Here is a 21024-nt window from a genome sequence, read left to right as displayed (position 1 = left end):
TGGTTGGTAATGTTTTTTTGTTTTTTAACATTTTTAGAATAATTAAATTATATAAAAGGTGATAAAAATGTATTTGAAACGGTCTGCATTTATTACTTCTTTTGTTGGACTAGTAGCGCTGCTAACAATCATTATCGCTGGCTGTGGTAACACAACAAAAGAAGGAGAAAATAGAGCAACTCAAGATAGTTCAAAAGTTCTTACGTTTTCCTGGTCTGGAGATATCGGAGACGTAAATCCTCATACCTATTTTCCGAATCAATGGTTCTCACAAGCTATGGTATATGAATCTCTCGTTTACTACGGTGAAGGCGGGGAGCTTAAACCGTGGCTGGCCCAAAGCTGGGATGTATCGAAGGATGGAAAAGAGTATGTGTTTCATCTAAGAAAAGATGTTACATTTTCGGATGGATCGCCGTTTAATGCTACAATCGTGAAGAAAAATTTCGATACGGTTTTAGCTAATGCTCCCCAACATGAATGGATGGAATTAATAAATCAAATTAAAAGTACTGAGGTAGTGGACGATTTTACGTTTAAATTAATTTTGAACAAGCCATATTACCCAACTCTTCAGGAGCTTACGTACATCAGACCTTTACGATTTGTAGGAGAAGCTGCCTTTCCTGATAGCCAAAACACATTTAAAGACGGGCTCAAGTCACAGATTGGGACAGGTCCATGGGTACTAAGCGAATATAAGAAAAATGAAAGGGCTGTCTTTACAAGAAACGAGAAGTATTGGGGCGAGAAACCGAAAGTCGATAAGGTGATTGTTAAAGTCATACCTGACGGTGAATCGAGAGTTCTCGCTTTTGAGAAGAAGGACATTGATTTGATTTTTGGGAACGGAGTCATAAGCCAGGATTCGTTCCGGTTTCTGAAGGATTCGGGAAAATATGAAACCAAACTATCAGAACCTACGGCTACAAGGGCGTTACTCTTTAATACGAACAGAGAAGCTCTCAAAGAGCGTAACTTACGTCTAGCTATTCAGCATGCCTTTGATAAGCAGGCTGTCATCGATCATATCTTTTACGGCACAGAAAGAAAAGCTGATACGTTATTTGCACCTACCATTCCATATACGAAGATTGATGTAAAACCGTATGAACACGATGAAGAAAAAGCGAAACAATTGTTGGATGAAGCGGGCTGGAAACAAGTAAATGGCAAACCATTTAGAGAGAAGGCTGGAAAACCGCTACAATTGGAGCTGATGTTTATTAGCTCAGACAACATCCAGAAGGCGATCGCAGAATATACCCAAGGTGAGTTTAGAAAATTAGGGATAGATATGAAGCTGACAAGTAAGGAAGAAGAGGATTTTTGGGCTACAGCCAATGAAGGCAGCTTTGATTTATTATTTACGGCAAGCTGGGGTGTTCCATTTGATCCACATTCCTATTTATCTGCTATCACAACACCTTCGGAAGGTGGCAGTCCGGATTACAAAGCTCTATCAGGGCTACCAGGCAAGAAAGAATTAGATAAAAAAATCAAGGAAGTATTAGTAAGTACAGATGAAGCACACAGAAAGATGCTTTATACAGATATTTTAACAACATTGCACGAACAGGCTGCTTACTTACCAATATCTTATCAATCTAATATAGCGGTCTATCATAAAAATCTGAGCGGGGTTCATTTCTTGCCTCAAGAATATGAAGTTCCTTTCACTACCATTGATATGAAGTGAAGTGGGGTTATGTAAAAACGGCAAAGGAGTAGTAAATGGGTTGGTTTATTGTTAAACGTCTCACAAGTTTACTGCCAATATTATTGGGAATTTCTCTGATCACTTTTATTCTGCTCCACTTAACACCTGGGGATCCGGCCGTAGCTTACTTGAGGGCGTCACATATTCCTCCAACAGATGAGGCAGTGGCTTCCCTTCGAGCAGAGCTAGGGCTGGACAAGCCCCTGTATATCCAGTATGTAAATTGGTTAGGAAAAGTGGTTCAATTGGATTTAGGGGTTTCTTATGTGTCGAAGAAATCTATATGGGATGAAATTATTCTCCATTTCTCCCCAACGCTGCAACTTGCATGTGCTTCATTGCTCCTGATTATTTTTATTAGTTTACCTTTAGGAATGTTTTCTGCCCTTTACAAGGGGAAATTAATTGATCAGGTTAGCAGGATGCTTGCCTTTGTAAGCGTCTCGATGCCTGCTTTTTGGCTCGGATTTCTATTCATCTATTTTTTATCGGTAAAGTTAGATTTATTTCCCGTATTGGGAAGGGGAACTTTTGCCCATCTAGTGCTTCCGGCCCTGACATTGGCTTTTCCTTATATAGGTACGTACATGCGCTTGCTTCGCACCAGTATGCTAGAAAATTTGAATGAGCCATTTGTCGTGTATGCGAGAGCGCGAGGGCTGCGAGAAAGTCTAATCATTGGTAGACATGTGTTTAAAAAATCCTTATTACCTGTGTTAACTGGACTTGGCATGAGCATTGGAAACATGCTAAGCGGAGCCGTAATTGTTGAGACCGTCTTTGCATGGCCTGGTATAGGCTCCTTGTTTGTCACTTCTATTTTACACCGTGATTATCCGATGGTTCAGAGCTGTTTATTGTTTATGGGTGTGATCTTTGTCGTCTGCAATCTCCTTGTGGATATTGCATATGCTTTCCTAGATCCCCGGATAAAATGGGAAGGAGAGCAATAAGTGTGTTGAAAAAATTGAAGCAAAAGCTACTGTCGCAAAAGCTCATGATCATTTGCAGCATGATTATCATCCTCATGATACTATTGGCTCTGTTTGCTCCTTTTTTGTCTCCAAATGATCCGAATCTAGTTGATATCACGCAAAAGCTACAAGGCCCTTCCTCGAAGTTTCCGTTAGGGACAGATCATTTAGGCAGATGTATATGGTCTCGACTGATCTATGGAACACGAACCTCACTGGGGACAGCTTTTTTTGTCATGGGATTTACCATGCTAATTAGTCTTCCAGTTGGGATTTTTGCAGGCTATAGAGGTGGTTGGGTTGATTATCTGTTCATGCGAATTTGTGATATTTTCATGGCTTTTCCAAGCTTGCTTCTGTCATTAGCTTTGATTGGAATCCTCGGACCCGGTCTGGGGAATATGATTTTTGCCATGGTGCTTGTCCAATGGGTGTTTTATGCGCGAATCATTCGAGGAATGGTTCTTAGTGTGAAGGAGCAACCCTTTATCTTAGCAGCAAAAGTGTGCGGAACACCAAAGCTGGTCATTGTTCTAAAGCATATCTTACCCACCATTGTATCGCAGGTGGTCGTTTTAGCTTTTATGGACATTGGAGGAGTTGTTTTAGCTATTTCTGGTCTCTCATTTCTGGGCCTTGGCATACAGCCGCCAGGAGCGGAGTGGGGAATGATGATCAATGACAGTAAACCGTTTTTTAGAAATAACCCTTCCTTGATGCTGTATCCAGGGATGATGATCTTACTTGTCGTGATCGCTTTCAACCTGTTCGGAGAAGCCTTGAGGGATGCCTTAGACCTAAAAAGAAACTAGAAGGGAGGATCAGAGGATGGCACAGCACCCCATTTTAACTGTTAACAATTTACATATAGTTGTATCAACACCGCATGGGGTGACTCAGACTGTCAATGAGGTAAGCTTTGAAATAGAGGCTGGAAAAGTGTTTGGACTGGTTGGAGAAAGCGGATCAGGTAAAACGATGACATGCATGTCTTTATTACATCTTTTGCCTGAACAGGCAAAGGTGGTCGAAGGGAGCATCACATTTTGCAATAAAGATTTGCTAACCTGTTCAGAAGAAGAGGTAAGAAAAATACGCGGTAGCGAGATCGCTTTTATTATGCAAAATCCGATGACTGCCTTTAATCCTGTACGTACAATTGGCAGACATTTTATAGAAACACTTAGAACTCATCTGCCTATTACCAAGCGACAAGCACACAAAATGGCTTTGAAGCATCTGGAAAAAATGGACTTGCCAAATCCAGAGAATGTATTGAAGCAATATCCATTTCAGTTAAGCGGCGGTATGCTCCAGCGTGTAATGATTGCAATCACGATGTCTTTACAGCCCACGATTCTTATCGCGGACGAGCCAACGACAGCCCTCGATGCGACGAATCAACTTCAGATTTTGAGACAGTTGGATCATATAAGAAAAGAATATAATACAGGTATTTTATTAGTTTCACACGATTTGGGGGTCATTGCTCAGCTAGCTGATGAAGTAGCTGTCATGTATGCTGGCTATATTGTTGAAAAGGCACCGGCATCTACATTATTTAATCGCCCGATGCACCCCTATACCCGTGTCCTGTTACAAGCCAGACTTGGAGTAACGAGCAGGAGGAAGGGGATTAACCGTGTTAGCATGTCACTCCCTAAACCGCTAAATAGAGAGGATATCTGCCCGTTCTTAGACCGATGCGAGAATGCAGACCACATCTGTGCAACGAAAAAGCTTGAATGGAAAGAATATGAACAAGATCATCTGGTACGATGTGTAAAATTACGATAAAGGTGGCTGAATGAAGAGTGAGTCTGCTTACGCTTACAAACATAAAGAAAACATATTCACTAGGAAATTCTGTTTGGAGGAAGGGGAAAACGGTAGAAGCTGTTAAAGATGTCTCTTTCACTCTGGAAGAAGGGATATGTTTAGGACTAGTGGGAGAAAGCGGAGCAGGAAAGAGCACTCTTGGCAAAATTATTTTGGGACTTGAAAAACCTGATCAGGGAGTGGTCTGGTTTCAGGGAAAGGACCTTTATCGTCTAAAAGAAAAAGAATTAAGAGAGGTACGGCGGGATTTACAGGTTGTCTTTCAGGATTGTTATAGCGCTGTAAATCCACGATTAACGATTAGAGAGATTATCGCTGAACCCTTACGAAATTACGAACAACGAACAGATACTCAAGAAAGACAGAAAATACAGGAGCTTTTGGAGATCGTAGGCTTAGCTCCGGAAGATATGCATAAATATCCACACCAGTTCAGCGGAGGGCAATTACAGAGAATCAATATCGCTAGAGCGATTGCACTAAGACCGAAGCTGATTATACTTGATGAGGCTGTAAGCGCTTTAGATGCTCTTACTCAGGTACAAATCTTACACCTTTTAGCAGAATTAAAAGAAGAGTTTCAGCTTTCCTATCTGTTTATCTCACATGACTTACAGGCGATCAATTATATCGCGGATTGTATAGGGGTCATGTATAAAGGTGAGATTGTTGAATGGGTAGATGATATGGAGCAGCTTGAACGATTAAAACATCCTGTTTCCCAAAAAATCATGTCTTCTGTGTTATATCCATATCCAGGATTCTCTAAGCTTAAAGCTTAGGTGTTTGAGGGGATGGGACAGAAGCTGTTGAACGGTCCAGAAATCTAAGAGAGTTTCAGAGTAGGTAAAAGTCAAATGTATCCCCTTATTTTTCGAACGCACTTTTTGGAAAAGGGGGAAAGAATTTGTATCCTTTCCTTTTACAACAGAAGGTGGAAACTCTCTTTCATTCACTTACGGCACACCTGTAATTAGTTGATTTTTGAATATTTAGACTACTATCTATTTCAGACTGCACAAGGCTAAGGAGCAAGGTCTTTCTAGCTAGAAGCATTGCAATCCCGCCATTTGGTAATCATGTAGTAGTTTTTTTGCTAGTTTTGTAACACAAAAGTGTATTGAGCGAAAAGCTTTTCAAGAACGGAATGTTTCGATATACTGTCTTAGAGTTTGTAAGAAGGACGTGAACAAGATGAGTCAAGCAGATATACAATACCTTGCATTAGTGGAAGATATTTTAGAAAACGGATACTATGATAACAATCGGACAGGAATCCCTACAAAAAAGCTATTTGGTAAGCTGTTAAGCTATGATTTGCAAAAAGAATTTCCGATTTTAACAACTAAATTTGTTGCATTTAAAACAGCAGTTAAGGAATTGCTATGGATTTATAAGCATCAAAGCAATGATGTGAGACTCTTACAAGATATGGGCGTACGTGTTTGGGATGAATGGGCCAAAGAGGACGGAACGATCGGGAAAGCATATGGTTATCAAGTTGCTAAACACAAACAGATAGACAAGCTGATTGATGGCCTAAAAAACGATCCTCAAGGGCGCCGACATATTATTAGTTTATGGGATATGAATGATTTAGAAGAAATGGCCTTGCAGCCATGTGCGTTTCAAACCATGTGGGATGTTGCGGACGATTATTTAAACTGTACGCTTGTACAGCGTAGCGGTGATATGGGGTTAGGCATTCCGTTTAATACTACCCAGTATGCCGTGCTTATTCATATGATTGCGCAGGTCACAGGGCTGAAACCAGGGAAATTCCAGCATTATATTAACAATGCACATATCTACGAAAATCATTTCGAAGGCTTGCGTACCCAATTAACAAGAGAGGCCTATCCTGCTCCTACCTTCTGGATTAACCCGGAGATCACCGATTTTTATGATTTTACACCGGATGATGTGAAATTAATCGATTATAAGCATCAGCCGAAAATTGCCATGGAGGTGGCTGTTTAGTGCTATCAAGCATTTTTGCTATGGGGCAGAATCGTGTTATTGGCAGAGATAACCAGCTCCCATGGCGATTGCCAGAGGATCTCAAGTATTTTCGACGCATTACCACTAGTCATGCTATCATCATGGGGCGTAAAACCTACGAATCAATTGGAAAGCCTTTGCCTAATCGGCGCAATATCGTGCTGACGACACAGGAAAACTATAAGGCGGATGGCTGTGAAATCGCTCATTCGATCGAAGAAGTTCTGTCCCTGATTGATCATAAAGAAGAAGCCTTTATTATTGGTGGGGCGGAAATTTATAAGCTATTATTGCCTTACACTAGCAAAATGTACATTACGAAGATTGGGCAGGAATTCGAGGGAGATGCCTTTTTTCCAGCCTTTGATGAATCTGAATGGGCATTAGTTGAAGTGACACCAGGTGTACAAAACGAAGAGAATCCATATCAGTATGAGTTCCAAATATATGTTCGGAGTGTAACGAATTGTAAATAGTTTGGGGACTATCCCAAGCAATGTCAACTGCCAAAACATCTTTGCTCCCAGTATTTGATCGGGAACAAAGATGTTTTTTTTCTGTGTGTTTGTTTTTTTTTGCTTATGTATAAGAAAAAATGCATATTTTGCACTTTTTTTATTTATGGCTGTGACCTTTTTCAGATATGATGCGTCAATTGGAGTAGAAACAAACAGTGTGGAGGAAGAGGGATGGTAATGGCCGTAAAGCAGGACGGTAAGGAAAATCCGTCTGTTGCGATAGAGACTGATTACTATGAGGCGAGAGATTTCCCAGAGTTATATGATGAATATTTTGATCGGGTCAATCGCTATTTACGATGTCGAGTACATAGTTCGTGGGATGCAGACGACTTGACAACCAGCGTATTTTTAAAGGCTCTGGAAAAATTTGACCAATATAGCCGTCGAAGCCCGTTTGCATCTTGGATTTTTCGTATCGCTCATAATACGTTTATTGATTTTGTTCGTAAGGTACGTGAATACCCGACTGAAGCAGAAGAATTATTGTTTATTGAGGCAGATGATGAGTATCAACCTGAATTGCGTGTTTTATCTAAAGAAGAAATGACTTTATTACGAACTAGGTTAAATATGTTATCGCAGGATCAGCGTGATGTTTTGACGCTACGTTTCTTCGCTGATCTAAAGATTTCCCAGGTTGCTGAAGTGCTAGGTAAAAGTGAATCGTCCGTTAAGATGATCTCTCACCGCGGAATAAAAGTCTTGCAGAGTTTTTATGAGGAAGGTGATCGCCATGAAGGATGATCTACGCAATGCATCAGATCAGATAAATGATCATGAACAGACCGTGGTTGAACTCTTGTCACATTTAAGTGATATGCGTAAGGCGGTTCCTGTTAACTATCGATTAAAAGAAGATTTGAAACGTAAATTAATGGAGCAAATGCAAGGGCAAAAACAACCGCAACTGACGGTAATTCGCCAGGAAGAAATAAAGCACAATGATCAAAAGAGGATCAATCGAAAAAGAGGCTGGTATATGCTAGGCGGGATTGGAACAATTGCTTTGGCTGCCTTTTTATACGTAAATGTTGCTCAGGCAGATGTTGATCTTGCTATTTCAAAGTCATCCATCAATATTCCTAAGCTATCCACTGATTCGGCAGTGCTATCTTCTGATTTACAAGTCGCCTATTTGCAAGCCGATAATAAGCTGCACATCATAAGTGGATTTGACAGTGACATAGATACCCCTATTGAGCTTCCACAACAAATTGGAACATATGACTCCATAGCATGGAATTCTACAGGTACAAAGCTGGCGCTGACGGAAAACAGCCAGGAGAAAGGGAAATTGTGGATTTTACAGCTTAATAAGAGTAAACAAAAAAGCTATGCTCCGAGACTATTATTGGAGCAGGAGAATCGTCCGGTGATTGACCCTGCATTTGATCCTAAAGATGAATTTTTAGCTTATACAGCATATAAGCAGGATAAACCTGAGATTTGGGTAACCAATCTGCGTTCCTTTGGTAAAGAGAAGGTAGCGGACGGTTCAAAGCCGGCTTGGTCGCACAATGGTCGTTATCTCTCGTTTGAACAAAATGGAGAGGTTTGTATTTATGATCGCCAGACGGGAGAAATCAAGGAAAAAGTAAAAGGCAGCTCTCCCTCGTGGTTTTCAGCTAAGCAGCTTACGATTCTTTCTCCAGATGGCGTCATGCTAATGGGTACAATGGATGAATCTATTAAAAACTGGAAAAAAGTAAAGCTTCCAGCAGGTATCGAGAAGGAATCAGTAAAAAGGGCTGAATGGACGAGTGATGGAAAGCATCTATTAATTGTCAACTCTGATCAACAAGGGTTTATGTTTACGCCGCTTGATTTACAATAATAGGAGGAAAATATATGTGGAAATGGCTGGTAGCGATTGCACTCGCTTTCATGGGATTTCAACTTCCTGTTTCGTATGCGGCGGACAGAATTGAAATGAAAACGAAGATTCCGTTTGCTGATATAACAAGCCAGGATAATTTAATTCGCGTTCATGCAGATATTACAAATAACGGTGATGCCGTCTCGGGTGAACTGCGGTTTGCAAGTGAAACGCCTCATTCAAAGGAGGCTCTTCCTTATGTAAAAGAGATTACGGTTCAAAAAGGGGAAACGAAGCATGTTTTCTTCGACCTACCAAGTGAAGAGATCATCAATAATAGCGAGGCATTACGACTGGAATTTTATCAAGGCAAACACTTGCTTGCAAAGGTAAAACCAAACTATCAAATTAGAGAAAAGCAATCGGATCAAGTAACGGTTGTTGTCCTCGATCAACACGAAAATAGTATGCAATTCTTAAACCAAGTAAGACAAGAGGGTGCTAAAGACAGTAATCAAGAAGCTGCTCCGAGAAAGGAGGCTACCTGGAGCAGTATGCTGGTCAGCAATGTAAGACCAGAAGAGCTACCCACTGAAGCTCATGTACTAAGTAATATCAATATGCTAGTAATTGGAGATATTTCAGCAAGCAGCTTACCTTCAGAACAGATAAAGAAAATAAAAGAATGGGTATATGCTGGAGGGAACATTTTGTTATCTGCTTCCACTCCTCCAGAAATACTAGATGCTTTTAAAGAGTGGATGCCGGCTTTAACCAAGCAGCCGGGAATCACTAAGGATTTGTCTAGCTTTACCGAGATCAGTAAAAAATCAGCTTTGCCTATTCAACAGATAGCGTTGTATAACAAGTCATTGCCACTGTTTTCGACCCAAAAGGTGGGCTTAGGAAAGTTGTTTTTTGCTAACTATGATGTCAATGCACAGCCACTGGCCTCATGGGAATTCAACCGTCAGCTTTGGAGTAAGCTAGTCTCCCAATATGCACTAAATAGCCAAGTGCGTTTTCCTTATCTGAATCGAAATCCTAACTATTATAATATGGCACAGCACATTCCTGATGTTCGTCTGCCGTCTGCTTCCGTGCTATTTTTCATTTGGATCGGTTATGTACTATTGATTGGTCCTATCCTGTATGTGCTGTTAAAACGTAGGGACCGTAGAGACTGGGCGTGGGGAATTATCCCGGTATCAGCCCTCGTGGTTAGTGTTGGAGCCCTTTCTTTTGGAAAGAATTTAATAGCTCCAAATGATAAGCTTTATACAGTAAACCAAATTATCTCGATTCGACCAGATTTAGCGATTTTAAAATCGGATGCAACTGTGTTGAAACGTTCTGGTGGAGAAGTGACCTTAGACACAAAAGATGGGATTATCGTTCCAGGAAATCTTTTGCAATACACAGAACGAAATAAAAACAAATCAACCTATACCATTCGACAAAACGATCGTGGTCAATTTCAAACAACCTTAACTCATATCCCGTATATGGCGCAAAAGCCGATTAATGGGGGAGGTTTAGTTAAAGATGTTGGCCAATTACAAGCTGATTTAGTGTTCGAGCAGGAGCATATCAAAGGAACCATAACAAACAAGAGTGTTTTTGATTATCAAGAGCTGTATCTGACAATGGGAAATCGAAGAATGGAGCTAGGCTCTCTTGCTAAAGGGGAAACCAAGCAAATAAATGAAGAAGTGAAGCCATTTTATACACAAGATTTCTCAGTTGAAGACGCGACATATCCTACGCAAAACGAGCGGGAAAAGGCTATTTTGTACGAAAGTTCACTGCAAGGGCTAAGCAATGCTAACGGATTGACTTTGATAGGTGTAAGCAATAGCCCCTATCAGGTCTTTACTACATCTGAACAAGGAATCATGCAAGACTATCTAAGCTTTGTTCAACAACCCATTTTGTTAAAAGATGCGCAAACCAGTCACATCACGTATCCATATGGGACACTAGGGGTTCAGATTCTTAGTACGGAAGGCAAAGTAAATAGAGATGATCACGATGGTGTTACTATGTTTAATGGAAAAGTAACGTACGGATTACAAGTACCAGCCAATGTGGACATCACAAGAGTGACGGCCCCTCTAGACAATTTGGCTTATCGCTTTGTGAAGAAAGCAGTGTATCATGCCGCTTCTCGTGAGTGGAAAATCCTTGACAGTAGTAGCGCATTAGAGCTAAAAGACAATCCGAAAGAATATATCAATTCGGAAGGTTTTATTTTGATCAGATTTATTTATGAAGGAGATTCACCTGTCTCCATTCCACAGCCTGTCTTCCAGTTGGAAGGAAAGGAGAAACAATAATGATACAGACGCAGAATCTCTCCAAACGATATGGGAAATTTGAAGCCCTAAAGAATGTGAACCTGTCCATTCAAAAGGGAAGCGTTTATGGGTTTATTGGGCCAAATGGTGCGGGCAAAAGTACAACGATGATGATTCTAGCTACCCTCCTGCCAGCTACCAGTGGAAAAGCTTATGTTGGCGGATATGATGTAGAGAAGGAGCCGAGGGAGGTTAAACAGCTCCTAGGCTACATGCCTGACTTTTTTGGTGTTTATGATAATTTAAAAGCAACCGAATACCTTGATTTTTATGCAAGGGCATATAATATTCCAGCCCGAAACCGTTCTAATTTGATTGCTGATCTGTTGGATTTAGTTAATCTCAGTAACAAAGCTGATGCTTATGTGGATCATTTGTCACGCGGAATGAAACAGCGTCTCGGCTTAGCCCGTTGCTTGGTTCATAGTCCAGAAATTCTTATTTTGGATGAGCCTGCTTCAGGGTTGGACCCACGAGCACGTATCGAAATGCGAGAAATCTTAAAGAAATTACAAGGAATGGGCAAAACAATCCTGATTAGCTCACATATCCTGCCTGAGCTAGCAGAGCTTTGCGATGAGATCGGCGTCATTGAAAAAGGCCAGCTTATTGCAAATGGAGCGGTTAACGAGGTAAGCACGGAGACACGCGGTATCTCTATTATGCAGGTAAAGACATTGGGGAACGTGGAGCTTGCAGAACGAATCCTTCAAGCCTCTCCTTTTGTGAGACGCTTAGATAATAAAAACAGTCATTTTCGGTTTCACTTTACAGGTACACCGGAAGAGAAGGTTATTTTACTACAGCAGTTAATACAGGCAAACATCCCTGTAACACACTTCGCAGACTCGCAGGAAAACCTAGAAGATGTGTTCTTAGCGATAACGGAAGGGGTGGGTAACTGATGGGGCACTTTTTTGGTAATCCGCTTATTTCGAAAGAATTGCGTGAGAGATTTCGTTCGAAAAGGTCGATCTGGATTCTGTTTAGCTATCTAATGGTCTTTGGTGCTGTTTTGCTGGGATATTTAACTATCATGGAGAAAACGTCCACGTTTTTTTTAGGAGAGGGAGATGATCTATTTTTTGCTATGTCAGCTCTGCATTATGCCTTGATTTGTTTTATTGCGCCGGCATTAGCAGCAGGGACAATCAGCGGTGAAAGGGAAAGACAAACCCTGAATATCCTATTAACCACTCAATTATCGCCACGACGGATTATATTGAGCAAGCTGGTTACATCATTGTCCTTTATGTTTCTCTTAATTATGGCTTCTCTGCCGTTATACAGTTTTGTATTCTTATACGGTGGAGTATCACCATCCCAAATTTTTAGTATCATTCTCTTCTTTGCTATCAATATCCTGTTTTTTGGTTCGTTAGGAATCTTTTGTTCAACATGGGTTAAACGTACTGGGGTTAGTACGATTATTGCATATGGTATTGCCTTTTTCTTTGTGGTAGGTACGGGGTTTCTCTTGTACTTTTTGGTAGCGATCATGCGTTACTGGTATCCCGAAATGAATGGGATAGAAAACTTTTTCCTACTAAAGTGGCTCACCTATATTAATCCATGTATAGTCGGGTCACGTATTCTAGGCATGACCATGTTTTCTTCTATGTCAAGCAACGATGATTTTTATTGGGGATATTTCGCTAGCTTTTATCTAGTGCTCAGTATAGGTTTATTATGCTGGTCTGCTTATTTGTTAAAGCCAGTGCGCCGTCCATGGTCTCGAAAACAAGAGGGCATGAGTGAGGGCACTAGTGAATAGCCTAGCTTGGTGGATTCATGCTATACTACCCAAAGAATGGCTGAGAGAATGCAGGGGGGTATAACCATGGGACAGCAAAATAATCAACAAGATGTACAAGTGTTAGACTATGAAGAGATGCTGCAATTCGTAGAAAGAAAACTGGCTGAAGGCGGCATGAAAGTAGGACGTCAAGAAATTATTACCATTTTGGAAGCTGAGGAAGCCTTTTTGATTGAAAAGGGAGTCATTGAAGAGATCCCTTACGAGGCTGATTAGTTTACCTCGAAACAGTAGATACATGAAGGAGACCGTTCTTCTTAGAAGGAGACGGTCTTTATGTTTTAGAACTTCTCATAGACTTTTCCTAAAAAGCAGGGTATGCTAAGAAAGGTGTAGGGGAACACTGGATATAGATGGGATTAGCTAATTGAGCTAGCATCTACCCTGTTATGTAAGCCCATACCAAACATATGAGTTGCTGTCTGAATGGACGACGATACATAACCTAAGCGAACAAAAGCAGGAGGCATATACACATGGAAAATGAAAAAGATTTGGTTTTAGGTGATATCATCACACTAGATGATGAAAATGGCGAAGAAATGGGCGATTTTGAAGTAATCGCGATGTTTGAATTAAATAACAAGCAATTTGTTGCACTTACAGAAGCAACCGAGGAAGACGAGATCGATGAAGAAGGCGAAATCGATATTTATGTATTTGGTATTGAAGATGGAGAACTAGTACCATTGCTAGAAGAAGAGGAAGAGGCTGCTCATGCGAAATTGCATGAAACAATGGAAGGCATCGAGCTGATTGACCGTACGCACGAGTAAAAAAAACATGTAAAAAATGTGATAAATCAAACCCGGAGCTACCTTTACTCCGGGTTTCTTGCTGTTTAAAGCACCCTATTGATTATATTGCGTATTCATTTCAATAATATTATCTTTTAAATCATGCACAGCCAAAATGCAGGTTTTATCTGTCTCTTCCAGTTCCCTAACTAGGGCAGAGGCTTCGTCTTTGGTTAGTCCAATATGTTCGAGCTTTGAACGTAATTCCTTCCCACCGTTATCAAAAAAGTTAGCTTTGGTGTCGATATGGCCTTTTGCTTTTTCAAAATGTGTACTGTATTTGTAAAAATTGTCGCGTTGATTTGAATGATTCTTATCAGGATTCCATTTTAATACATAAATGTCATCTTTAGCATATCCAGATGAATTAAGTGCCTCAATGTCAGCAACCAGATGCTCGTCATACTTATGCAGCTTTATAAACGGTTTCGTTGCACTTAGCACGGCTCATCCTCCTCGCAAATAGGTATGGGTTCACTATCTAGCTTACCCCGTAATTATGTCTTTACCCTTGCCATCTTTGTGGCAATCAGACGAGCCAGCCTTGTATGAATCGCTATTCTTTGCTACAATAAATTATTATTTCATACCCAAGCAGACATTTCTGGTGAGGAGAGTTTCAGATGCCAAAGTTTAAGTTATTTGCAGGAAAAAAAGGTGCAGCCGATCAAAAGAAAAACAATCAATATGTTAAGTTAGCTCGTCAAATATTTGTAGAAGCTAAAAACGGCGGACCTGACCCCACTGCAAACCTGAAACTAAAAGCAATTATTGCCAATGCACGAGCTATTAATATGCCCAATGACAATATTGAGCGTGCGATTAAAAAAGCGACAGACAGTGGTCAAGGGGATAATTACGAAGAAATCCGTTATGAAGGCTATGCTCCAGGCGGAGTAGCTGTGATCGTAGAATGCTTGTCTGATAATCGTAATCGTACAGCCGCTGATGTACGAGCTATTTTTGGTAAACGTGGTGGAAACATGGGGGAAACAGGATCTGTAAGCTTCATGTTTGACCGTAAAGGTGTAATTGTTATTGACCGCGAAGAATTCGAGGTTGATGAAGATACAATGCTGATGCAAGCCCTAGAGGCGGGTGCAGAGGATTTAATCGTGACAGAGGAAGAATTCGAAGTCATTACGCATCCCCACGAGTTAGAGCAAGTAAAACATGCATTGGAAACAGAGGGTTATAAATTTACTAATGCTGAGATACAGTGGATTCCACAAAACACTGTGAAAATCTCAGGTGAAGATGCTGAAAAAATCCTGAAGATGATGGAAGCATTTGAAGAAAATGACGACGTACAAAATGTGTATGCGAATTACGACATTGATAAAGAAGAGCTGGAACGTATTCAAGGCTAAGTCTTTCAGCCATCTTGTCCAAACGGCAGGGTGGCTGTATTTATCTATAAGAAACGAACGAATGTTCCTGTTGTTTTTAGGAAGTAGCCTGTTACGTAAAAGCTTTACCTTTTATAAGAGCTAGGTTGCAAAAAAATACATATAAAAAAGCAGGAAGAACGTTACCTTTGTTAGAAAGGGATAAAGATGGTTATTTTTCTAGAAGAATAGGGAAAAGCAATAGGAAAGGTGAACTTTTCTTTGTATGTAAGTTTGTTACGGTGGAACAACAAGTAAAATACATGTATAGTAGCAACTATGTAAGAGCTTTCATGTAAAAGAGTTTTTTCTTTTTATGAAATGAGATAAAATAGCGATTAGGTGTTCGCTTGAAGGAACGTTGATTGCAAGTGTGTAAGAGGGGAGAACAGAATGGCTGATAATCGAGCACTATCATATACCGAAGAAGATATTCAGGTCCTGGAAGGCTTGATCGCCGTACGTAAAAGGCCTGGTATGTACATAGGCTCCACTGGATCACGCGGTTTGCACCACCTAGTGTGGGAGATCGTGGATAATGCTAAGGATGAAGCTTTGGCTGGCGTAAACGATCGTATTATTGTCACTCTTTATCCAAATGGTAGCGTTAGCGTGGAGGATCACGGTCGCGGTATTCCAACAGGTATGCATAAATCTGGACGACCAGTGCCAGAGGTTATTTTTACCACACTTCACGCAGGTGGTAAATTTGGCGGAGGCGGGTATAAAAAAAGCGGTGGCTTGCATGGAGTTGGCTCCAGTGTCGTTGTTGCCTTGTCTCGTTGGCTGGAAGTAGAAATTCACCGAGAAGGAAACATTTATAAACAACGCTTTGAATATGTAGTAGATAAGAATGGGCAGGAGTTTGTGGGTAAAGCTGTCACGGGCCTTGAGATTGTAGGAAAGTCCAAACGTACAGGGACAACCGTAACGTTCCAACCAGACCCTGAGGTATTTACTGCTACTAAATTTGATTACGAGACCTTGCGTGATCGCTTCCGTGAAACGGCTTTTCTGTTGAAAGGCTTGCGCATGGTTTTAATTGATAAACGTACGTCAGAGGTACGTAAAGAAGAATTCTATTATGAAGATGGCATTAAATCGTATGTAGAGTATTTAAACGAGGGTAAAAATGGTCTCCATTCTGTAGTTTATTTCGATGGAGAGAAGGATAATGTGTATGTAGAGCTGGCCTTCCAATACAATGATGGATATACGGAGACATTGGCTTCTTATGTGAATTCAATCCCGACAAATGATGGTGGTACACATGTCACAGGCTTTAAAAATGCCACCACCAGGATTTTTAATGATTTTGCCCGCAAGAAAGGGTATATCAAGGAAAAAGATCCTAATTTAACCGGGAACGATTTGCGTGAAGGCTTTTTAGGCGTGTTATCTCTGCAAATGTCTGATGTTCAGTTTGAATCGCAAACAAAGGACAAATTGGGCAATGAAGAAGCACGCACCATTGTTGAACAGATTATCTCGGAAAAATTGGGCTTTTTCTTGGAAGAGAATCCTGAGATTGCTAAGCTATTAATTGATAAAGCTTTAAAATCGATGCAAATTCGTGAAGAGCTGCGAAAACAACGAGAAGCATTGCGCGGGGACAAAAAAGGGAAAGGTGCGAAGAAGCGTAAATCCATTTCGGAAAAATTTGCACCCCCTCAATATAAAAATCCGAAGATTAACGAGCTATTCCTAGTCGAGGGTGATTCAGCAGGAGGATCGGCTAAGCAAGCACGCAACTCTGAATATCAAGCGATCTTTGGACTGAAAGGAAAGCCGTTGAATACGGAGAAGGCTAAGCTTTCCGAGGTTTTATCAAATGAAGAGTTCAGAACGATCTTAGAAGTGCTGGAGACAGATATCGGCGAAGAATTTTCGATTGCGAATTGTGCGTTCGATAAGATTATCATCATGTCTGACGCAGACGTGGATGGTTCGCATATCCAGGCGCTCCTATTAACCTTCTTCTTCCGTTATATGCAGCCGCTTATTGCTGCTAATAAGCTTTATATTGCTCAGCCGCCGCTTTATCAGGTATCTAGAGATGGTGGAAAGGGTAAGAAGGGTGCGGAATCCTATTACTGCTGGGATGATAAAGAATTGGAAATCGCTCTGAAAAAGTTAGGCAAAGGGGCAAAAATTACGCGTTACAAGGGCTTAGGTGAAATGAACCCTGATCAATTATGGGAAACGACAATGGACCCTGAGAACCGGAAGCTGATTCAAGTGTCTCTTGCAGACAGGGCTCACTGTGAAAAATTAATTACGGTTTTAATGGGCGATAAAGTCCCTCCTCGCCGTGAATGGATCGAGACCCATGTCACTTTTGAAGTAGGAGAGGATGAGTAGCATGTTTTCTAATCGTTTAATTGAACAAAGCTTTGCAGAGATCATGGGAAAACGTTTTGGGGATTATGCTAATCTAGTTATCCTCTCACGTGCTATTCCGGATGCTCGCGATGGCTTAAAGCCGGTACAACGCCGGATTTTATATTCGATGTACGAAGAGAATAACACCTTTGATAAGCCTTATCGGAAATCAGCAAAAACAGTTGGTTCCGTAATGGGAACGTACCATCCGCATGGGGATGCCTCTATTTATGAGACAATGGTACGGATGGCACAATGGTGGAAGATGCGCCATGTGTTAATTCAGGGTCAAGGTAACTTCGGTAGCCTTGATGCCGATCCTCCAGCTGCTATGCGATATACGGAGGCTCGCTTATCTGCACTGGCTAATGAGTTATTGCGAGATATCGAAAAAGATACTGTACCTTTTATCCCGAACTATGATAATTCCACAGTGCAGCCTGCTGTTTTACCAGCACGGTTCCCGAATTTGCTGGTAAATGGAGCGTCTGGTATCGCTGTAGGCTTTGCGACCGACATTCCTACACATAATCTTGGAGAAGTCATTGACGCTACAATTGCCATGATGCGTAAACCGTCCATTACGACTGATGAGCTCATGGAGTTTGTGAAGGGTCCAGATTTCTCTAACAGAGGGATTGTTCAAGGGGTATCTGGCATTAAAAAGGCATTCGAAACAGGTAGAGGCCAGTTTATTATTCGTGGACGAGCTGATATCGAAGAGGCAAAAGGGAACAAGCATAAGCGCATTGTGATTAGTGAAATCCCATATGATGTGGTGAAATCAAAGCTAGTCGCTCAAATCGATGAGCTGGTTATGGAGCGTAAGATTGAAGGTGCATTAGCTGTTCGAGACGAGACCGGGCGTAAGGAAGCCGAGCTCAAAAAAGTCCGTGTTGTTATCGATCTGAAAAAAGAAGCTGACGCCCAAGCGATCCTCCATTATTTATATAAAAATACGGATTTACAGATTTTCTACAACTACAATATGAATGCCATCCATGAGGGTACCATCAAGCAGATGGGACTCAAGCACTTACTGGATGCCTACATTTCACATCAAAAAGAGATGGTGACTCGTCGCTCTCAATTTGATCTGGACCGTAAAGAAAATCGAAAGCATATTGTTGAGGGCTTGATTCATGCTAAGTCCATTCTCAGACAGATCGTGGATACGATTATGGATTCCGAGGACCGTGCGGATGCCAAAGGGAATATTATTGCTAAGTTTGGTTTTACTGAGCTGCAAGCAGACGCTATTTTAAGTATTCAGCTTGCTTCTTTAACACGAATTGATATTGTGAAGCTTGAGAAGGAGCTACAGGTGCTTGCCAAGGAAATAGAGGAGCTTAAGGCTATTCTAGGTAGTGAGAAAAAGCTAATTTCAGTTCTGGTTGCTGAGCTAAGTGAAATCAAGAAAAAATATAGTGAGCCGCGTATGACTGAAATTCAGGGTGAAATTGAGGAAATTAAACTCGATTTATCCATGCAAATTCAGGTAGAGGACTGTATTGTGACGTTAACTCATCAAGGCTATGTGAAGCGAGTTAGCCCACGTTCCTTTAAATCAATGGGTGGTTCGATTGAAACCTGCGGGGTAAAGGAAGGGGATAAGGTAAGGACCTTCTGTGAAACCAATACATCCCATACAGCACTATTCTTTACACAGGATGGCAAATATTTTGCTATGCTGGTAAATGATATTCCGGACGCGAAATGGAAGGATATCGGGACAGCACTTGTAAATGTGCTTTCTCTTGAAAAAAGTCAAAGAATCGTTGCTGTACATATTGTCGATAGTTTTGACAAGCCATTATATGTCTGTCATTCAACCAAGAGCGGCTTACTTAAAAAGACAGCGCTAAAAGAGTATGAAACCAATCGATCAGGTGCGGTCGTTGCTATTAAATTAAAGAACAGTGAAGATGAAGTGAATCATGTTCATTTGATTGATGACGAGGGAGCATTTGTTGGTGTCACGCAGGATGGAATGGTAATCCGCTTTTTGCAAACGGAGGTATCGCCGACAGGCCGAGCTTCCAGTGGTGTCAAAGCAATTAATTTGGCAAAAGAAGACCTATTAATTGACCTGCTGGCTACGGATATAGAAGATAATCGAGTATTGCGAGCGTTAACTGCAGAAGGAGTAGTGAAACGTACTTCCATTGCTCATATTCCTCTACAGGGTCGAGCTGGGAAAGGCTTACTTCTGATCCGTAAAAGAAAAACGAATCCGCATCAGATCAAAGCGATTTTGCTGGAGGAGCCTCATTCTCCTAAGTGGATTGTGGTGACAAAGCGTGGAGAGTTGATAACGGTAGAAGCCGATCAAGTGCCAATAACGGAGCAAGGTGGAATTGGACGACTAATAGTTGATGAGGCTTTTAACCAGATTTTGTTAGAAGCCACGATTCCATCCCATGATGATAAAGAATCGGAAACCGATTTATAACTTCGAATCAGCAATAAAAACGAGAATTTTTCATCCAACTAAGAGTAAGCACCAAGAGAAATCCTTATACAGGAACATCATTGAAGGGATGACGGGGAAATGTTAAAACCATTCGAGCGGTTTACAAGTGAATTGAACTGGCAACAGTTATCATTGTTGCTTGATACAGTCATGTATTTTGAAGATGCGTTAAAATATCTATCGATTCCGAGTCAGTCGGGGGAATCCATTTCTGTACCTTTGCATCCTGAAACATTGCGGTTAATCCTGGAGGAATTTGAGGAAGAGCAGGCGTTTGAGAAAAAAAGTGTAACGTTTGATTTTACCTGGACGAATGAAGAAGAGAGTCAAGGTCTTATGTACGTTACTTTGCCATCAGGAAAAGAACTAACGCAACGAACCAATATCATGGATTTTTCCATGGTATAAAAACAGGGTAGAGATAGGAAGCCAAGAAAGAGCCGTTGTCCAAGCACGTGGACAGCGGCTTTTATCTTTTCCATGAGTGAAATGGCTTATTTCCGGGGGAATGGAGAATGGAGAATGGACTCATTTCTTTAGGTAACCAGAGCAAAGATAAGGACAGATCGTAATGCTTTTTTTAAAGCTGGACAAACTAAGGATGAGGTGATTATCGTGGAAAAAAATTTGAATGTAAACGGAAGAGAGTATCGATTTGCAACGACCTACGATGGAGATTCTCAATATAACGTACAGGTGTGCAGCGGAGAAAAGATAGTCAGCTCATTTAAGATATACGCTGAATCTGAACAGGATGTATTCCCTGCAGCACTAGCACATATGGAGTCTGATATCGAAATGGGACATTTGCAACTATAATACGTCATGCGACATTTCGCGTATGGACAAACAAGCAGGAGCTAAATAGCGATTGCTTGTTTCTTGCAGAGCAAGTTATGTCTTGTATAGCAACAAGACCCGGAATGAAGGATGAGCCGGG

Annotated in this window: 20 protein-coding genes; 19 read left to right on the top strand and 1 reads right to left on the bottom strand. The window is 41.1% G+C overall.

The features are described from left to right. Nucleotides 1-67: 67 nt before the first annotated feature. The 14 genes from nikA (at nt 68) to O0550_RS06315 (ending at nt 13820) form a co-directional block, all read left to right on the top strand. Entirely contained in the window at nt 68-1699 is a 1632-nt protein-coding gene (gene nikA / locus O0550_RS06380; RefSeq protein ID WP_258425857.1) for a nickel ABC transporter substrate-binding protein, read from the top strand. Between the two features lie 35 nt (nt 1700-1734). After that, on the top strand, nt 1735-2673 hold the full coding sequence (gene nikB / locus O0550_RS06375) for a nickel ABC transporter permease (protein WP_258425856.1): 939 nt from the start codon (nt 1735-1737) through the stop codon (nt 2671-2673). A 2-nt stretch (nt 2674-2675) separates the two neighbouring features. Then, nucleotides 2676-3506, top strand: a complete 831-nt coding sequence (gene nikC, locus O0550_RS06370) for a nickel ABC transporter permease subunit NikC (protein WP_258425855.1) — start codon at nt 2676-2678, stop codon at nt 3504-3506. Nucleotides 3507-3522: 16 nt separating this feature from the next. Beyond that, nucleotides 3523-4491, top strand: a complete 969-nt coding sequence (locus tag O0550_RS06365; protein ID WP_258425854.1) for an ABC transporter ATP-binding protein — start codon at nt 3523-3525, stop codon at nt 4489-4491. A gap of 17 nt (nt 4492-4508) precedes the next feature. Further along, nucleotides 4509-5315 carry a nickel import ATP-binding protein NikE gene (gene nikE / locus O0550_RS06360; protein WP_258425853.1) on the top strand — a complete coding sequence of 269 codons (807 nt, stop codon included), beginning with the start codon at nt 4509-4511 and terminating at the stop codon, nt 5313-5315. 412 nt (nt 5316-5727) lie between these two features. Beyond that, nucleotides 5728-6513 carry a thymidylate synthase gene (locus O0550_RS06355; RefSeq protein WP_258425852.1) on the top strand — a complete coding sequence of 262 codons (786 nt, stop codon included), beginning with the start codon at nt 5728-5730 and terminating at the stop codon, nt 6511-6513. Further along, entirely contained in the window at nt 6513-7010 is a 498-nt protein-coding gene (locus tag O0550_RS06350; RefSeq protein WP_258425851.1) for a dihydrofolate reductase, read from the top strand. Before O0550_RS06355 ends, O0550_RS06350 begins: the two co-directional genes overlap by 1 nt. 213 nt (nt 7011-7223) lie before the next feature. Beyond that, entirely contained in the window at nt 7224-7799 is a 576-nt protein-coding gene (locus O0550_RS06345; RefSeq protein ID WP_003335972.1) for an RNA polymerase sigma factor, read from the top strand. Further along, nucleotides 7789-8889: a TolB family protein gene (locus O0550_RS06340; RefSeq protein WP_258425850.1), complete on the top strand. Its 1101-nt coding sequence runs from the start codon at nt 7789-7791 to the stop codon at nt 8887-8889. Before O0550_RS06345 ends, O0550_RS06340 begins: the two co-directional genes overlap by 11 nt. Nucleotides 8890-8903: 14 nt before the next feature. Further along, nucleotides 8904-11207 carry a hypothetical protein gene (locus tag O0550_RS06335; protein WP_258425849.1) on the top strand — a complete coding sequence of 768 codons (2304 nt, stop codon included), beginning with the start codon at nt 8904-8906 and terminating at the stop codon, nt 11205-11207. Continuing rightward, the gene (locus tag O0550_RS06330) at nt 11207-12133 is read left to right on the top strand and encodes an ABC transporter ATP-binding protein (RefSeq protein WP_003335975.1); all 927 of its coding nucleotides are present in this window, start codon (nt 11207-11209) and stop codon (nt 12131-12133) included. The genes O0550_RS06335 and O0550_RS06330 overlap by 1 nt, the downstream gene beginning before the upstream one ends. Continuing rightward, nucleotides 12133-13002 (top strand): ABC transporter permease, encoded by an 870-nt coding sequence (locus O0550_RS06325; RefSeq protein ID WP_121474487.1) that lies wholly within the window; start codon nt 12133-12135, stop codon nt 13000-13002. Before O0550_RS06330 ends, O0550_RS06325 begins: the two co-directional genes overlap by 1 nt. A gap of 66 nt (nt 13003-13068) precedes the next feature. Beyond that, the gene (locus tag O0550_RS06320) at nt 13069-13260 is read left to right on the top strand and encodes a hypothetical protein (RefSeq protein WP_003335978.1); all 192 of its coding nucleotides are present in this window, start codon (nt 13069-13071) and stop codon (nt 13258-13260) included. A gap of 260 nt (nt 13261-13520) precedes the next feature. Continuing rightward, nucleotides 13521-13820 carry a DUF1292 domain-containing protein gene (locus O0550_RS06315; protein WP_003335979.1) on the top strand — a complete coding sequence of 100 codons (300 nt, stop codon included), beginning with the start codon at nt 13521-13523 and terminating at the stop codon, nt 13818-13820. 75 nt (nt 13821-13895) lie between these two features. Here O0550_RS06315 and O0550_RS06310 read toward each other — a convergent pair whose 3' ends face one another. Continuing rightward, on the bottom strand, nt 13896-14285 hold the full coding sequence (locus tag O0550_RS06310; protein WP_003340577.1) for a YflT domain-containing protein: 390 nt from the start codon (nt 14283-14285) through the stop codon (nt 13896-13898). Nucleotides 14286-14464: 179 nt separating this feature from the next. On the opposite strand from O0550_RS06310, the gene O0550_RS06305 reads away from it, so the two are divergent. From O0550_RS06305 to O0550_RS06285, 5 genes are all read left to right on the top strand, one after another. Further along, nucleotides 14465-15211 carry a YebC/PmpR family DNA-binding transcriptional regulator gene (locus tag O0550_RS06305; RefSeq protein WP_003340575.1) on the top strand — a complete coding sequence of 249 codons (747 nt, stop codon included), beginning with the start codon at nt 14465-14467 and terminating at the stop codon, nt 15209-15211. A 411-nt stretch (nt 15212-15622) separates the two neighbouring features. Continuing rightward, nucleotides 15623-17590: a DNA gyrase/topoisomerase IV subunit B gene (locus O0550_RS06300; protein WP_258425848.1), complete on the top strand. Its 1968-nt coding sequence runs from the start codon at nt 15623-15625 to the stop codon at nt 17588-17590. A gap of 1 nt (nt 17591) precedes the next feature. Continuing rightward, nucleotides 17592-20063, top strand: a complete 2472-nt coding sequence (gene parC, locus O0550_RS06295) for a DNA topoisomerase IV subunit A (RefSeq protein ID WP_101668495.1) — start codon at nt 17592-17594, stop codon at nt 20061-20063. A 99-nt stretch (nt 20064-20162) separates the two neighbouring features. After that, nucleotides 20163-20492 carry a hypothetical protein gene (locus O0550_RS06290; RefSeq protein ID WP_003335984.1) on the top strand — a complete coding sequence of 110 codons (330 nt, stop codon included), beginning with the start codon at nt 20163-20165 and terminating at the stop codon, nt 20490-20492. A gap of 207 nt (nt 20493-20699) precedes the next feature. Beyond that, nucleotides 20700-20903 carry a hypothetical protein gene (locus tag O0550_RS06285; RefSeq protein ID WP_041752217.1) on the top strand — a complete coding sequence of 68 codons (204 nt, stop codon included), beginning with the start codon at nt 20700-20702 and terminating at the stop codon, nt 20901-20903. The last annotated feature ends 121 nt before the right edge of the window (nt 20904-21024 follow it).

The organism is Brevibacillus halotolerans (genome assembly GCF_026891775.1).
In the GTDB taxonomy this organism is placed as follows: domain Bacteria; phylum Bacillota; class Bacilli; order Brevibacillales; family Brevibacillaceae; genus Brevibacillus_B; species Brevibacillus_B halotolerans.
This window is presented reverse-complemented; position numbering and strand designations above follow the sequence as displayed.